The 16,421-nt window shown below is 37.0% G+C and carries 14 protein-coding genes; 3 read left to right on the plus strand and 11 right to left on the minus strand.

Translation table 11 applies throughout. The annotated features are described in order from the left end of the window. Positions 1–86: 86 nt before the first annotated feature. Positions 87–1,946, plus strand: coding sequence for a CocE/NonD family hydrolase (locus BM143_RS05290; protein WP_090023555.1), 1,860 nt, complete (start codon positions 87–89; stop codon positions 1,944–1,946). Between the two features lie 127 nt (positions 1,947–2,073). Here the strand turns inward: BM143_RS05290 and BM143_RS05295 are convergent, their stop codons facing one another. The 3 genes from BM143_RS05295 to speB form a co-directional block, all read right to left on the minus strand. Beyond that, positions 2,074–2,685, minus strand: a complete 612-nt coding sequence (locus tag BM143_RS05295) for an alpha-ketoglutarate-dependent dioxygenase AlkB family protein (protein ID WP_090023890.1) — start codon at positions 2,683–2,685, stop codon at positions 2,074–2,076. Between the two features lie 343 nt (positions 2,686–3,028). Further along, positions 3,029–3,889 carry a bifunctional helix-turn-helix domain-containing protein/methylated-DNA--[protein]-cysteine S-methyltransferase gene (locus BM143_RS05300; protein ID WP_090023556.1) on the minus strand — a complete coding sequence of 287 codons (861 nt, stop codon included), beginning with the start codon at positions 3,887–3,889 and terminating at the stop codon, positions 3,029–3,031. 69 nt (positions 3,890–3,958) lie between these two features. Next, positions 3,959–4,816 carry an agmatinase gene (gene speB, locus BM143_RS05305; RefSeq protein WP_034731916.1) on the minus strand — a complete coding sequence of 286 codons (858 nt, stop codon included), beginning with the start codon at positions 4,814–4,816 and terminating at the stop codon, positions 3,959–3,961. 406 nt (positions 4,817–5,222) lie between these two features. Here speB and BM143_RS05310 point away from each other — a divergent pair, with 406 nt between their 5' ends. Continuing rightward, on the plus strand, positions 5,223–5,882 hold the full coding sequence (locus BM143_RS05310; RefSeq protein WP_090023557.1) for an HAD family hydrolase: 660 nt from the start codon (positions 5,223–5,225) through the stop codon (positions 5,880–5,882). Between the two features lie 200 nt (positions 5,883–6,082). On the opposite strand, the gene BM143_RS05315 is transcribed toward BM143_RS05310, so the two are convergent. The 6 genes from BM143_RS05315 to BM143_RS05340 form a co-directional block, all read right to left on the minus strand. Further along, positions 6,083–7,477, minus strand: coding sequence for a type III PLP-dependent enzyme domain-containing protein (locus BM143_RS05315; RefSeq protein ID WP_034731926.1), 1,395 nt, complete (start codon positions 7,475–7,477; stop codon positions 6,083–6,085). A 110-nt stretch (positions 7,478–7,587) separates the two neighbouring features. Then, positions 7,588–8,463 (minus strand): tyrosine-protein phosphatase, encoded by an 876-nt coding sequence (locus tag BM143_RS05320; protein ID WP_090023558.1) that lies wholly within the window; start codon positions 8,461–8,463, stop codon positions 7,588–7,590. Further along, entirely contained in the window at positions 8,460–9,107 is a 648-nt protein-coding gene (locus tag BM143_RS05325; protein ID WP_090023559.1) for a thiamine diphosphokinase, read from the minus strand. Before BM143_RS05325 ends, BM143_RS05320 begins: the two co-directional genes overlap by 4 nt. After that, positions 9,097–9,666, minus strand: a complete 570-nt coding sequence (locus tag BM143_RS05330; RefSeq protein ID WP_034731935.1) for a cob(I)yrinic acid a,c-diamide adenosyltransferase — start codon at positions 9,664–9,666, stop codon at positions 9,097–9,099. The genes BM143_RS05325 and BM143_RS05330 overlap by 11 nt, the downstream gene beginning before the upstream one ends. A 192-nt stretch (positions 9,667–9,858) precedes the next feature. Further along, positions 9,859–12,279, minus strand: coding sequence for a TonB-dependent receptor plug domain-containing protein (locus tag BM143_RS05335; RefSeq protein WP_090023560.1), 2,421 nt, complete (start codon positions 12,277–12,279; stop codon positions 9,859–9,861). Positions 12,280–12,610: 331 nt separating this feature from the next. Beyond that, positions 12,611–13,195 (minus strand): hypothetical protein, encoded by a 585-nt coding sequence (locus BM143_RS05340; protein ID WP_090023561.1) that lies wholly within the window; start codon positions 13,193–13,195, stop codon positions 12,611–12,613. Between the two features lie 185 nt (positions 13,196–13,380). On the opposite strand from BM143_RS05340, the gene BM143_RS05345 reads away from it, so the two are divergent. Continuing rightward, on the plus strand, positions 13,381–13,872 hold the full coding sequence (locus BM143_RS05345; protein WP_090023562.1) for a DinB family protein: 492 nt from the start codon (positions 13,381–13,383) through the stop codon (positions 13,870–13,872). A gap of 230 nt (positions 13,873–14,102) precedes the next feature. Here BM143_RS05345 and BM143_RS05350 read toward each other — a convergent pair whose 3' ends face one another. Next, positions 14,103–15,203 (minus strand): linear amide C-N hydrolase, encoded by a 1,101-nt coding sequence (locus BM143_RS05350; protein ID WP_090023563.1) that lies wholly within the window; start codon positions 15,201–15,203, stop codon positions 14,103–14,105. A 166-nt stretch (positions 15,204–15,369) separates the two neighbouring features. After that, complete coding sequence (locus BM143_RS05355; RefSeq protein ID WP_090023564.1) at positions 15,370–16,323, minus strand: helix-turn-helix transcriptional regulator; 954 nt, start codon at positions 16,321–16,323, stop codon at positions 15,370–15,372. Positions 16,324–16,421 lie beyond the last annotated feature (98 nt).

Here is a 16,421-nt window from a genome sequence, read left to right on the forward strand (position 1 = left end):
GATTCTTCTGTACTTTCCATTGAAAGATTGCGCATCGGTAGTATATCGGAGCTATTTTATTTCTAAATTAGCTGCAAATTTTATTTATGAAGATCCATATTTCAATTTTATTTATTTTCTTTTTCATCCTTGAAAGGGCGCAGAGTACCGAGCAGAAGGATACGTTCGTAAAAGATAATTTCACCAAAAAGGAATTCTACATTCCGATGCGTGACGGCGTAAAGCTTTTTACAGCGATATACGTACCGAAAGATATTTCAAACAAAAACAAATATCCTTTCCTGATGCAGAGAACCTGCTACAGCATTGCTCCTTATGGTGAAACTGAGTACAGAGCGAAACTGGGACCTAACAAGTTCCTGATGAAGGATAAATATATTTTTGTATTCCAGGATGTACGCGGAAGATATATGAGTGAAGGAACTTTCACCAATATGACGCCTCAGGTGGACCGCAAAACCAAAAAAGATGTAGACGAAAGCACAGATACTTATGACACGATAGAATGGCTGTTGAAAAACGTTAAGGACAACAATGGTAAAGCCGGACAGTACGGAACTTCCTACCCGGGATTCTATACTGCTGTAGGCATACTGGCACAGCATCCTGCTTTGGTTGCTTCCTCTCCACAGGCTCCTATTTCTGATTTCTGGAATGATGACTTTCTTCACAACGGAAGATTTATGCTGGGATATTTCAGAACCTTCCCTGTTTTTGGAATTCAGAAGACAAAGCCTGAAAACAAGGCGTGGTATATGGACACTTTCGTAAAACAGACTTCAGAAGACGGTCTTAAGTTTTACAGAGATATGGGAACATTAAAGGATGGTTATGAAAAATATTACAAGGATAATTTCTTCATGACTGAGATTATGAATCACCCTAATTATGATGAATACTGGCAGAAAAGAAACCTACTTCCCCATTTAAAAAATGTAAACCACGCGGTAATGACCGTTGGAGGATGGTTTGATGCAGAAGATCTTTCAGGACCACTGAATATTTACAAAACCATAGAAAAGACAAGCCCTAAAGCTAAAAACACAATCGTCATGGGACCTTTCTCTCACGGTGCATGGGCACAGGAACAAGGGAAGCATTTCCATAACCAGATCTATTTCGGGGACAGCATTGCCACGTATTACCAGAAGAATATTGAAACTAAATTTTTCAATCATTATTTAAAAGGAAATACAAAAGAAGATGCCGGACTTCCGGAAGCGCTGATGTATGATACAGGATCCAAAGAATGGAGAGAATTTGCTTCTTATCCTCCAAACAATGCCCAAAAGGTTAATTTCTACCTAACGGACGGAACTTTGAAGAATAGCGCAGGACAAGGTTTTTCAGAATACTACAGTGACCCGAATAATCCTGTTTTAAGTTCTGATAACCTGAAAGATTTCAATGGATTTACACCTAAAAACTATATGTCTGAAGACCAGAGATTTGCTGTGGGAAGACCAGATGTCTTGACGTTTACTACAGATATTTTAACGGAAGATATGAGTTTCGCGGGAGAGATCATGGCTAAGCTGAATATTGCAACCACCTCTACCGATGCTGATTTTGCCGTAAAACTGATCGATGTGTATCCTGAAGATTTCAAACCTCAGGAAAAGAAAGACGGTGTCATCTATCCTAATTACCACCAAATGGTAAGAAGCGAAATCATGCCGGCGAGATTCAGAAATTCAAGAGAAAAAGGGGAAGCATTGGTCCCTAACCAAAAAACAGCCGTGAATTTCAGACTGCAGGATGTGATGCATACGTTCAAAAAAGGACACAGAATTCAGATCCAGATCAGCAGCACATGGTGGCCGCTTTTTGCGATCAATCCTCAGAAATTTATGGAGAATCCAAACTTTGCGACAAAGGCAGATTATACAAAAGCTTTTATCAAAGTGTATAATGACAGCTCTATTGAAGCTGAAGTGTTGAAATAAAAAATAATGATGGCTTGGAATCTAAGCCACACTGGTAGTATTGATACCAGTTTATAAAATCTAAAATCCGGTCGCTTCGAGAAATCAGCGACCGGATTTTTTTATAGGCACTCGAAGCCACCGTTTTTTACTCCTCAATCGTTCTGAAAGTAAGATTCACCCGTGGCGTTTTTACTTTAGTGGTCGGTGGAAGCCTGTGCAGCCAGTTTTCCTGTGTGGTTCCTTTCATGATCAGTAAACTACCGTCTTCCAGGAATATTTCCACTTTCTCTTTGGTAGTTTTATGTTTAAATAAAAATTTTCTTTCTGCTCCGAAGGTCAGGGAAGCAATCGCTCCATGTTTTTTAAGATCCTTTTCGCCGTCACTGTGATAGGCCATTCCTTCGCTTCCGTCATGGTATAAATTCAGAAGACAGGAGTTGTATGTTTCTCCGGAAACTTCCTCACATTTTTTCTTCAGTTCGAGTAATTCCGGAGTCCAGAATTTCGCATATTTTGTCCGTTTTGAATAGGTATATTCAAAGGCCTTTTCTCCAAACCAGGCTACTTTTCTTTTTGTTAAGATTAATTTCCCGAAGATCACCGCCTCATCATTTTCCCACGGAATTTGATTGAGCAGATAGTCATAAAAGAAATCTGATCTTTCTTTGTCAAAGACTTTTCCGTAATAGTGGACCGTTCCGTCATTCGGGAGAATATTCAAGGGATATTCTGATATTTCTTCAAAGAGGCTGTTCATGTTTTTGAATTTGTAAAAAGTATAGTGTATTGATGACTTTTTAAATGCTTTTTTAACCACAAAAGTCGCAAAAGTTTTTAACACTTAAGTATTTTGAGTTATTATTAAAACGTTGAATAAAGTGTACTTAAGTTTTTAAAAATCGGAGATTTTATTCTGCAATACTATTCTCGAATAGATATGTTTGCTGTCTTTACATCAATAGGAACGGGCTTTAGCCCGTTGGTTTATAAATAAAAACATTCAATCGGCTTTAGCCAAAACTTAAACTTGTCTATTTAAAAATCGTAATCTTTTAAAATAAGCCGTAATCCTTTTGTAACTTTTGTGGTTGAATAATAGATTAAAGCAGAATAGAATTTTCAGAGTACATATGTGAGCTTTCCCAGCCTACCATCATCTGCTTTCTTTCGCTTCCCCACTTATAGCCTCCGATATTTCCCGTCGACTGAATCACCCGGTGACATGGAATAAGAAATGCCACAGGATTACTGCCAATGGCGGTTCCTACTGCTCTTGAGGCATTCGGGTTTCCGATCTTTCCAGCCAGGCTGCCGTAAGTAGAAAGTTTTCCCATTGGGATAGAAAGAAGGCTTTCCCAGACTTTAAGCTGAAAATCTGTGCCTTTTAAATGTAATTTTATCGTGTTGAGTTTTGTCCAGTCTTTATCGAATATGGACAGTGCATTTTTCTGAAGAGCGTCCTGTTTCTCAAAAAAAGAAGCATTGGGAAATGTATGTTTCAGATTTCCCAATGCTGTTCCTTTATCGTCTTCAAAAGCCATGTAGCAGATCCCTTTTTCAGTGGATGCCGCCATTACATATCCAAAAGGACTTTTGGAAAAACTGTAATTGATGCTAAGGCTTTTTCCGCCGTTTTTATATTCCGCCGGAGACATTCCTTCTATGTTTACAAAGAGGTCATGAAGCCTGCTTGTACTGGAAAGTCCCGTCTCATAGGCGGTATCAAATAAAGTCGCTTTTTCTTCCTTCAGTAAATTTTTAGCATGCTCAAGACTGATGAACTGTAAAAATTTCTTCGGACTTGTTCCTGCCCAATCCGTAAATATTTTCTGAAAATGAGCCGGACTCAAGTGAATATTCTCTGCCACTTCCTCCAAACTTGGCTGAAGCCTGAAATTGCTTTGGATATATGCTATCGCTTTAGCAATTCTGTTATAATCTATCTGACTTTGTGCGGACATAATATTAGTGTTTTACCTCACAAATTTCCAAAGAATATAGGGCAGAAAAAATCTGATTCTTGCGGAATTTTAGTTGTTGTTATAAATATGGTTGTAAGCAAGCATTTTGTAATATAACTTGGCAGCTAAGAAAGCCGTTGGCTTAGCCATCGGAGAATCCATTAATTCTACAATATCAAATGCCACTACGTTACATTTTTCAAATACTTTTCTCAATAATTCCAATGTAGGATACCACTGAAGTCCACCTGGCTCCGGAGTCCCCGTAGAAGGTGCAATAGACGGGTCAAAAGCGTCAAGGTCAATAGTGATATACACATTTCCTGAAACCTTTTCCAGAACATCGTTGATCCAGTTGTCATTTACAGCAATTTCATGAGCAAAAAACACTCTTCCTTCCGGTAAATATTCAGCTTCTTCAGCATCCATAGAACGGATTCCCACCTGAACTAAGTTATGCTTCTGATTCGCTTCAAATACTGCACATGCGTGGTTAGAAGTAGAACCATGGAATTCAGGACGTAAGTCTGTATGAGCATCCAGCTGAAGAACAGTAAGGTTTTCAAACTTCTCTCCTACTGCACGGATAGAACCGATAGACACAGAGTGCTCACCTCCGAAAAGGGTAAATACTTTTCCTTCGTTGTTCAAAAGCTCTTTTGTTTTTTGATAAACCGCTTCTGTCATGGCTTCAGGACTTGAATTTTCAGAAATCTCTCCTGCCAGATATACCCCGTCAAGGAAAGGTTCAGTTCCTGTTTCAATATCATAAAGCTCCATGTTTTCGGAAGCATCAAGGAATAATTCCGGGCCTTTGTCAGCTCCTTTTCCCCATGTTGAAGTTCCATCGTAAGGAACGGTTACCAGCATTACTTTAGAATTTTCTAACGTTGCATTTTCTTCAGGAATTCCTGCGTATGTTCTCATGTTTTATTTAAAAATTTAAATGATTTAAAGATTGAAATATTCGATGCAAAGATACGAAATACTGTTTGAGTTATGAGTTATGAATTAGGAGTTATTAGTTTCGGGGTGCGGGATCCGGGATTCGGGTTTGAGAGTAAGAGCGTTTGAGCGTTTCGAACTGGCTGTCAGTTGCTGGTTGCTGGTTCGTAGAGATTAAGCTAATAGGATTATGGTGTGACATCCTGGCTCTTGGTTCTTGGTTCTTAAATCTAACATTCACATTTCACTTGTGAAGCAAAATTCACTATTGACCTTTTGAAACCGCCCTGGTTCCTCTTCCCTGCCCAGTTCCTCTTTTAACTCATAATTCATAACTCATAACTTTCTCCTTTTAAATATTAAATCCTACTTTTGTAAAAAACAAAATATGTCCTTAAAAGCTGTTCTTTTCGATATGGACGGGGTTATTGTAGATACGGAACCACTTCACAGAAAAGCTTACTTCACCACATTTGACGAACTGGGAATTACTGTTTCCGAAGAATTATATACCTCATTTACCGGAGCTTCTACGAAAAGAGTCTTTGAAACACTCATCGGGAAATACGGTCTGCCTCATACGCATGAAGACCTTTCTGCCATCAAAAGAGCGCATTTCAAAGATTATTTCGATAATGATGAAGAGTTTGACCTGATTCCGGGAGTAAAGGAACTCATCAAGCATTACCATGAGAACGGCATTAAGCTTATCCTGGCTTCTTCAGCAACGATGGTCACTATCAATATGGTTTTTGAAAAATTCGGGCTTGAGCAGTATTTTAGCGGGAAAATAAGCGGTGCGGCTTTGAAGGAGTCCAAACCTCACCCTGAGGTATTTCTCTTGGCCGCAGAAATGGCAGAAGAGCCAGTAGGCAACTGCATGGTGATTGAAGATTCTACTAATGGGATCCTCGCTGCAAACAGAGCTGAGATTTTCTGTGCCGCCTACAGAAGTCCACATTCAAAAAATCAGGATTATACTTTAGCGGATATTGTGGTTTCAGATTATGAAGAACTGGAACTGGATAAGCTTTCAAAATATTTTTAAATGAAAAAAGCTCTCAAAATTTGAGAGCTTTTGTTTTTATATTGGTCTTATCATCTGAAGCGAAGAGAAGATTCTTAACGGTTCTTAATCCTTAATAAAAATCTTAATGGTAAAAATTAAAACATTAAGAAACAATTGAGTTTTTAAGAGTGTTAAGATGAGATTGCTTCGTCACTTCGTTCCTCGCAATGAAGGTCGTTTTATTTGTAACCTAAGATTTTCAAAATATCTTCCGGTTCCTGTTTCTCACGGAAAACTTCATACTGAAGTTCGCCATTTTCATCTTTCTGGATCAGGACGTGTCTCGGCTGAGGCATCAGACAGTGGTGAACTCCGCCATATCCTCCGATCGTTTCCTGATACGCTCCTGTATGGAAGAATCCGATGTACAGAGGTTTTGTATCGCTGAAAACCGGCAGGTAGATGGCATTGGTATGCTGCTCGGAATTATAATAATCATCTGAATCACAAGTTAATCCACCCAGAAACACCCTTTCATAGGTATCTTCCCATCTGTTCAGCGGAAGCATGATAAAGTGTCTGGAGATCGCCCATGTATCAGGAAGTGTAGTCATGAATGAAGAATCAATCATATTCCACTTTTCTCTGTCGTTCTGACGTTTCTGAGAGATAATTTTATAAAGGTTTGCGCCACTTTCTCCTACAGTAAAGCTTCCGAATTCCGTATAGATATTAGGCTCTTCCACTCCTTCCTCTTCACAGAATTTTTTGATCTGAGAAACGATTTCCTCTACCATATACTGATAGTCGTATTCGAAGTTTAAAGAAGTTTTGATCGGGAAACCTCCCCCGATGTTCAGTGAATCCACTTCCGGAGCAATTTTCTTCAAACGTGCGTATACACGAAGACATTTGTACAATTCATTCCAGTAATAAGCCGTGTCTTTGATCCCGGTATTAATGAAGAAGTGAAGCATTTTCAGTCTTGCATTCGGATGCTCGGCGATTTTCTGGCTGTAGTAAGGAATGATATCTCTATATCCGATCCCTAACCTTGAGGTATAGAATTCGAATTTAGGTTCTTCCTCTGAAGCAATTCTGATCCCGATGTCGAACGTGGTATCAATACTTTCTGTAAGCTTATCCAGCTCACGGTAATTATCCAGGATCGGGGTAATATTTTCAAAACCGCTGTTGATCATCTCGGAAATTTTCGCCAGATAATCATCGGTCTTGAATCCATTACAGATGACCTCGATATTTTTATCTACTTTACCTTTCCCATAAAGAGATTTTACAATATCCATGTCGTACGCTGAAGAAGTTTCGATAGAAATATCATTCTTAAGAGCTTCTTCAAGCACAAAATTGAAATGACTGGATTTTGTACAGTAGCAGTAGGTATAATTCTTTTTATATTCGGCTTTCTCAAAAGCTTCCCTAAACCAGCTCTTGGCCTTTTGGATATTTTGAGAAATTCTTGGCAGGTAGCTAATTTTTAGCGGGGTGCCAAATTTTTCAACGACTTCCATTAAAGGAACATCGTGAAATAACAAATTGTTCTCAGAAACATTAAATTCCTCTGTAGGAAAGTACAATGTCTGATCAATAAGTTCCGAGTACTTTATTTTCATTTCTTGACAAGTGAATTACGAAATGCAAAATTGCTAAAAAAGTTTGATTTTTACGCGTTAAATTTATTATAAATTTCAAAATGACATCGTTTGAAAACCCCTTCAGATTATTAATTCGTGAACTTCCTGATATATTCTTCCCGCTTATTTTCCGAAATACCCAGAACCTGTTGAATATAAGCATCAATTGAACCGTATTTCTTATTGATTTCATCAAACGCCGCATCGAGGTAAGCGGTTTCTACCCAACTTAGTTTTTCAAGAACTTTCACATCCATTTTAGGATACAGAAAATGCAGGTTATCAGCAAGATTCAGTCTTTTCAGAACTAATTTTTTGCGATAATTATTGGACAGGATATAATCGTTATAAATCGTTTCTTTATCAAATTTTAAAATCGTTAAAATTAAAGCCGTCGTAATTCCTGTTCTGTCCTTTCCTGCGGTGCAGTGATAGAGAACCGGCTGATTGGATTCCAGAATATCAGTAATGATTTTTTTAATGACTTCAGGATTTTCCGTTACATATTCGCGGTAGAAATCAATCATCCTTTTATCGGCATCGGAACCGTTTACTTTTCCTTTTAAAACAAGCTTTTTTGCCTGTGTCAACTGGTCTCCTTCATCTTCAAAAGCAGAATATTTTTTATAAACCATATCAGTCGGAAGATGATCCGGCTTGTCTGCAATTTCCTTGGAATTTCTAAGATCAATGATCTCTTTTATCCCCAGACTTTCCAACTCTTTGAATGATTTTTTCTTTAGTTTATGAAGATGTCCGCTTCTGTAAAATTTTCCTTCTTTTAAAGTTTTTCCTTCAGAATTTTTAATATTTCCTACTGTCCTGAAATTGTATACTTTTTTGATTTCAATGCTGTTTCCGGTTTCATTTTTGCCATATTGCGGCTGCGTAAAATCCTGTGTTTTGCAGGAAAAAACACAAAATGAGGCGATAAGCAGAACTGATATGTGTATTAATTGTTTCAATATATTTCCGGATATTCTATTTCATTAATACCAACAAAAAACAACAGATCTCCGGATTCATACTGAATGGAAACCTCATCTTCAACCGCAAAATTTCTGGTCCCGATTCTCGAAGTGATGCTTAAACTTCCGTTAGTCAATGGCCAGTTCAATCCTGTTGTCGTTATATTTTCAACGGAAGGAAAAGGATACAATGAAATCATTTTATTTTTAACTCCTTTCAATGTAAAACTTTTTGGAACGAAATAATATTCAGAAAATTCATCATAAAATTTCAGGTTCATTTTATCTTTAAAAGCATATGCTACCGTCAGGTTTCCTAAAAAATGATCCTGTTCTCCGCCACTTCCTCCAAAAACATCAATTTCTGTAAACCCTTTTTCGAGAATAATTTCCAAAGCTTTATGAAAGTCTGTTTTATCCTGATCCAGCGTTAAAATAAATTTATCCTGATATACATTTTCATCCGATCCTGAATGAGAATCAAAATCACCGGAAATAAAATCCAGTTTATCTAAGGGAAAACCCAGTTGCTTCAAATAATGAAAAGCGCCGTCTGTACAGGCAATCAAGCCGTATTGATCAGGATCTGGAAAAGTTTTTGGATGATCTCCGTTAATGAAAAGTAATGCTTTATCTTTCATTCGGATTCCAGTATTCTTCCGGTTCGTTATTGATTTTTGAAATGTATCTTGCCAAAACAAAAAGATAATCTGAAAGTCTGTTCAGGTATTTGATCAGTTCAGGACGCACTTCTTCAGATTCATTTAAGAATACCAGAGAACGTTCCGCTCTTCTGCAGATGGTTCTTGCCGCATGTAAAAATGTTGCCGATTTTCCACCGCCGGGAAGAATAAAATACTGAAGCGGTTCCAGTTTATCTTCAAATGCATCCATCCAGTTTTCCAGTTCTTCGATCTCCGTATCTGAAATAATCAATGGCAGACGTGATTTTCCGTTAGCCAACATTAATTTATCCACCGGTGTGGCAGCTTCTGAACCTACTGTAAACAGATCAAACTGAATTTTCTTCAACTGCTTCAAAACCTCTTCATCCTCAATATGACTTTTAGAAATACCAATGAATGAATTAAGCTCGTCTATATTTCCGTAGCTGTCGACTCTTGCACTGGCTTTGGAAACTCTTGTCCCGCCGTATAAAGCGGTCTGTCCTTTATCTCCTGTTTTCGTATAAATTTTCATAGTACTAAAATACTTTATTTTGGACAATGTGAAAAGTAAAATGTGGGAATAGCTTCCTATTCGATCTAAAAAATAAAACTGACATTAGAAATTAATGTCAGTGAATATTTACGCAGATGGTTTTTTACATCTTTTGGATTACTTTCCCTTTGGTAAGCATGATAAAGCACTGCTAGTTTTTTTATTTATAGATTAAAAAGTATAATTAACATTTAGCTGGAAAGTTGTTCCGTTAAATCCGAACTGGTTTACCTCCCAAGGATATTTGAATCTTCCTCCAAGATCTGTGACTACATCTCCTTTACTGTCTATTACATCCGGATAAATATTAAATAAATTATTTACGACTCCGGAAACCTTAAGATCTTTGGTGATTTTATATGTTAAAACGATGTCAGTAATTACCTTACCGGAAAATGTCTGATCTTTTGCAGGATCAGCTGCATGCTGCCATGTAACAGAACCAAAATAAGTATTATTAAGGTTAAAGTTAAACTTTGAAATGTCATACGAAAGACTAAGGATCGTTTTTGTTTTTGGCCTTGCAGAGGTAATTCTGGATTGTTCTTTTCTATCAAAAAAGTTTTCTGAATAACCATTTTCAGCCAAAATAGACGGAACGGCAATATTATCTACTATTTTAGTTTCGTTATAATTGAAAGCAGCAATAACACCCAATCTTCCTTTGCCAATAGCGGAAGTATAATAATTAGCTACGAAATCTACCCCTTCAGTAACTGTATTTACGGCATTCGTGAAAAACTTCAGAGAGGTAATTTTATTATTGTCTAATATTACTTCCACGGGGTTTGTTATATCCGGACTACCCGGAGCACCGGTCTTGTAACCAATATCTCCTGAGAAAAGCACCCGGTTTTTAATTTTTATTCTATAATAGTCTGCTGTAATCGTCAGGTTCTTAAAAGGTTTTATGGCAAATCCCCCGGTAATGTTAAAGGCTTTTTCAGCATTTAATTTTTGTACCCCAAGATCAGATCTTACAATTTGAGAGTCATTGTTAAAAGTACCCTGATTAGCTACAGTATTCCCTGTAATTTTGGTTTGAACATTCGAATAATAAATTTGATGTAATGAAGGTGCCCGAAATCCTGTAGAAACAGACCCGCGGAAAACTAATTTATCATCCAGCAATTTATATCTTGCATTTCCTTTCCAGGAAACATTATTTCCAAAATCACTAAAGTTTTCATACCTCACAGTTCCTCCAAGTAACAAGTTTTTCGTAACATCCCATTCAGAATTAATATAAGCTCCAATATTCTGACGATTTTTATTGATTTCATTTTGAGGCTGCAGTCCTGGAAATGATTCTGCACCACTTCCTATATAAGATGCCTCTTCTCCCGCCTTTGCCTGATAATTCTCATTACGTACTTCAACGCCAGCCCCTAAAACAAACACACCAAAATTTCGATTGATATCTATGTTTCCTATAATATTACTAAACTGATGACCACCCGCTTTAAAACGGGTTGGTGAATTTCCACCCAAAGATGTATTAATAGTGTTTCCTACAACATAATCTACCGCATTAGAGCCAAAGGCAGCGCTACCATCAAAACTCCATTTTCCAAACATGCCCTTCCACCCGGAGGTTAAATTATAATCATAAACATCTGTTTTAAATTCCGGTTGAAATCCATTGTAAGGTTGTCCTTTTGGAGTTAATAAACCAAAATCTGAACTTACCCAATAGGGTGTTCTATACAAACCATAACTAGTTCCATTCCTGTAAGTTGTACCTCCAAAAGCATAAAACTTTCCTGTTTCACCTGTTGGCAATTCAAAATTTACAAACATATTAGCAACTTTTGTCTCCGGCTGTCCTATAATCATTCCTAAACCAGGATTAGCCTGTGTCCAGGCATTATCAACACCAAAAAGTTCATCTTTTGTAACAGAACCAGCACGGTTGGTTTTATTTTGGGAAGAATATCCCAATGTAAGGTTCAAACTTCCATTTTTTGCAACTCTGATTCCTGTATTAAAATCTGCTCCGATATTAAAGCCGTCTCCTTTTGAAGTAATCCCTGAAAAAAGATTGACTGTACTTTTTCCAACACTGTTCTTAAGAATAATATTAATCACTCCTGCAATAGCATCAGAGCCATATTGTGCAGATGCACCATCTCTTAAAACCTCTACATTCTGTAAGGCAGCAGATGGAATACTCTTCAGATCCGTACCTACCTCACCTTTTCCCGGCGTATCATTTACATAAATTAAAGCACTTTGATTTTTTCTTTTACCATTAACCAAAACTAATGTTCTGGAAGGCCCTAATCCCCTTAAATCTGCCGGATCAAAATGAGCCGTTGCATCAGAAACGGTTTGTTGTGATGAATTAAAAGATGGTACCGAATACGTCAAAGCTTTATCAAAAGTAACTTGTCCTGTGGATTTTAGCTGCGCTGCCGAAATATTATCAATAGGAATTGCTGATGTAATTATGGTTCTAGGCTTAGTTCTACCTGTAGTAACCACCACTTCATCTATATTGTTTTCTTTTACAGTTTCCTGAGCATATACCATAGTACCTGCTCCGCTCAATACTAATACATAGATTTTTTTATTGAATGATTTTCTTTTCATATGTTGCTAATAATTCAATAAATCTAGTGAAAATATAAATATTAAATACAATTAATAAAGATATAATAAAAATCCCTTTCCCATCTTATGCAATGAATATTATTATTATTCTATAAAAAATAAGACTTGATTTATAAAACATGAAGTGGCTTATTAATAATCTGAAAAGAAATAGTAATAACTTCCTATTCTGTCTGACAAATTTAATAGCAGACAGTGGAATAAAATGATTTCATCCGTTCTAAAATGTATTTTTCAAAAGAACTGCTTCACGAATGGCTCTCAATGACTGTATATAAAAAATGACCGGATAAATCCGGCCACTCACAAATTATTTATTTACCTCTACATATTGTATGATGGTCTGGGTTTTGGGGTTATAGATTATTGTACTGTTGTTCGGGAACCTTTTCAGTCTGTAATATTCTATATTTTTATCATTCTTAATATCTTCAAGAAAACCGGTATCAAAAGTGTTTTCAGGAAGAAATTTTGAGACAAAACTTATTTTGTCGATGATGCTTTGTCCGTCTATTTTACGGGCTGTTTTTTCGGATTTATTTTCGTCGGAAGTAGGCTGCTTTTCAAGGAAAGGAAGCAATACTGCAATGTCTGATTTATATTTAAAGATATAGCCTTCTGAACCGTTCGGAAATTTAAATTTCTTTCCGGTTTCTTCTGAAACCACGGGCTTTCCTCCATCAGGAAATACCTGATTAAATTTTACGTCCTGAGAATTGGTTAAAGAATTAAGGGATTCACTGACCGTTTTCTTCACGGTCTCTTCTACGGCCTGCTGCGCTTTCTGCTGTACAGTTTCAGTGGTTCTCTGAACAGTCTGGTCTATTTTCTCTTCAATTTTATTACATGAGATGAATAAAAAAACAGGAATAACAGGCAAAATATACTTCTTCATTTCGAGATTTTAATAACGTGGCATTTTATTTATTCATGCAATTTACATCTAAACGGTAAAACACACCTATATATTTTAGTAAAGAAATAAAATATTTTTTTCAATCTCAAAATCCTACTGACAAACTGTTGTCATACCCCTGTCTTACCTTTGTATCAACAATAACAAACTAAAACAATACAATTATGACAACTACAGCAACAGCCACAAAACAGTTTATGACTTCAGATCAATTATTAGAGCACTGGCAGGGACACAGAAACCTGACAAGAAGAGTTATTGAATCTTTCCCGGAAAAAGAATTATTCGAATTTTCCGTAGGTGGCATGAGACCTTTCGCTAAACTGGCGGTGGAACTGATCAGCATCGGAGGACCTGCTTTAAAGGGAATCGTTAATAAAAATATGGAGGCTTACAACGAAGAAGGATTCAACCCGAAAACAAAAGAAGAACTTTTAAACAAATGGGATGAGGAAACGGGCGTGATCAACGAATATTTCAACCAAATCTCAGAAGAACGTTTTCAGGAAACTTTCAATTTATTCGGACAGTATGAATTTCCGGTATTCCAGAATGTTCTATACTTCGTAGACAATGAAATTCACCACAGAGGTCAGGGATATACGTATCTGAGAGCTTTAGGTATTGAGCCCCCTTTTTTTTGGGAGAGATTTTAGGATCATTAATGCCTTTGCTTAAACTAAAATTGATGATTCAATTCAGACAAAAAGATGAAATGGCAGAATCGCCAGACGAATCAATCAGATTATCCATTTATTAAATATAGACACCCCGGATTTTGTTGTTTCTGATTTTTGTCTTTTAGTTCAGGTAAAAGTTTCTTTATTCAAATTATATAAATTTCTACAACTTCGGCTTCACTTTCGTGAAGCCGAAGCTTATTTTTTTATTCCGGTAAAATATTTTTAAAGAATCTAATGATATTTTCTTTGAGCTTGACAAAGGTTTCCGAAGTTCCGAATTCCTTGTTATCATATCCGATCGGAAATCCTTTTTCTACATATTCATTATTCTTATTCATGGTCAGAACCTGGAACTGATCATTCACTTTCCCCAGGCTTTCCGTGTGAATATCCAGAAATTTAACCTGAGCATTTTTGGAGAAATCCAGTTTACGGATATCAATAGTTTTAATTTCTTTTTTCAGATCCGAACGGAAATAGAGATTCATGTTTTTCACATCAATCACGGTCTGCCATTCTCCGGCATGAATGGAGTTCAGAATATTCCAGGCGTAATCTACCGGTTTCTTATCATACCGATAGTTGTTAAGCATATAATAAGCCCGGTTGTAGCGGTCTTCCCATTTTCCTTCTTTGGCAAAATCAAACTTTTCCTGTCCGCCTAAGAAATCAAACTTTTTAGCGTTGTCGAAATCTTTTTTATACTGATTATTGCACAAAAGTGGCATCGGCATATCTTTATCGGTCAACACTTTATACTTTCCATTGAGTAAAGCGATAGTGGCGGTATTTCCTTTTGCATCACTCAAAAAGAAATGACTCCCAGCGGCATTCGGCCACCAGTCTATATTGGGTCCATCATTCAGATGATCTACCACTTCCTGCACCGATTGATAATTATCCAGCTGGTACTGAATCCATTGGGCCCAGAACATATTCGCCTGTTTTGGGTTGTTTACTTTTGTCGTTTCTTCAAGATATAATTCAACCAGAAAAAGCCCCTTTTCATTCACGCCATAACACGGGAAATCGTATCCTAGAAGATTAAAAGTCACCGATCCGTATTGAGAGGTCCATTCTTTAGCAAACTTTGCATGATCGGTTGTAAGGTTTTCCCAGCTGATATTTCTTTTCTGAATATCGCGTTTGTTCACCACGATCATTCCCGGCATGGTTTTCCAGTTTTCGTTAAATCCCACCACACAATGATCTTTTCCTTTCAGCAAAAACACTGAACAGGCAGAAAGAATCCCGGAATATACGAGTGCAGCCAGTACAAAACCGCGTAAGAATATAGTTTTCATAATTTTATATTTTATTAAAAGTCAGGAAGCCTGAGGATGGAAGTTATTGAAGTCAAAAAACAACTACATGAAGTTTTTTTATAATTCTTTACAAGGTTCTTTCATTAAATTATATGACCACCAGAAGTTGCAAGTCTAATAGTAAATTCCCTCTTCCCTCCTATTATTATTCTAATCTTCCTGAAATACTTTCCGTTAAATGTCTGAGCTTCATTTTCAAAGATTCCGGCTCTAGGACTGTCGCATGATCAGCAAAAGTGATGAGCCAACGTGGAAAACCTTCATCAATCCATTCTGTATCAAAAGTCATTTCAATTCCATTTTCCGTCTCCGTTTCTTCAATAAACCCGTAATATCTTTTTGAATTAACGATATGCCCGATTATTTTTTTCTCCACTAAAAGTCTTACCCTTGTTTTTTCTCCATTGGAATACCTTCTGTAATCGTTGATCTGCCCATATTCCTGTGAAAACGGATTCTGAGTTTTAAGGATCTGTAAAATTCTGTCAACTCTAAACTGTCTGAAATCTTTTCTCAAGGTACAGAACGCCATAATATACCAGTAATTGAATTCAAAGAAAACACCGACCGCTTCCACTGTTCTGTTGGTTACTGTAGAATCAACGGTTTTATATTCAATGATCAGTTGTGTTTTATCTGCAATACTTTCCAGAATGGTGGGAATTACGTTTTTCAGTTCACCTCCGGGCTGGGTGTGGTAATTAAAAACATCAATCTGTTTTTCAATATTCTGAATCAGGTTTTTATCTGAATGCCGAAGCACAGAACGTACTTTTTCCATCGCGGTCTGATAATGATCTCCAAGACTTTGGTGGGAAAATTTCTGCATCAGTTTTTCCGCGGTGATAAAGCTCAACACTTCTTCTTTAGTGAACATAATGGGCGGAAGTTTATAGCCATCCATCAGGGAATATCCGTTCCCGGCTTCTCCGATAATGGGAATCCCTGCATTTTCAAGCGTTTTCACATCACGGTAAATCGTCCGGATACTGACATCAAATTTAGCAGCAAGGTCTTGTGCCCTTACTGTCGGTTTCGACTGCAGCTGTGTGAGAATAGCCGTTACTCTGTCCAGTTTTTTAAGATAGTGATCGTTCATATTGATACAGCAAATCTATCAATCTTTTTTCGTCTGGAAAATATAAATCAGCCTGCTTTTGTGATATTTATTTGAATTAAGTCAGAATACAATGATTG

Origin of the sequence: Chryseobacterium oleae, assembly GCF_900115055.1 — a bacterium.
Taxonomy (GTDB): Bacteria; Bacteroidota; Bacteroidia; order Flavobacteriales; family Weeksellaceae; genus Chryseobacterium; species Chryseobacterium oleae.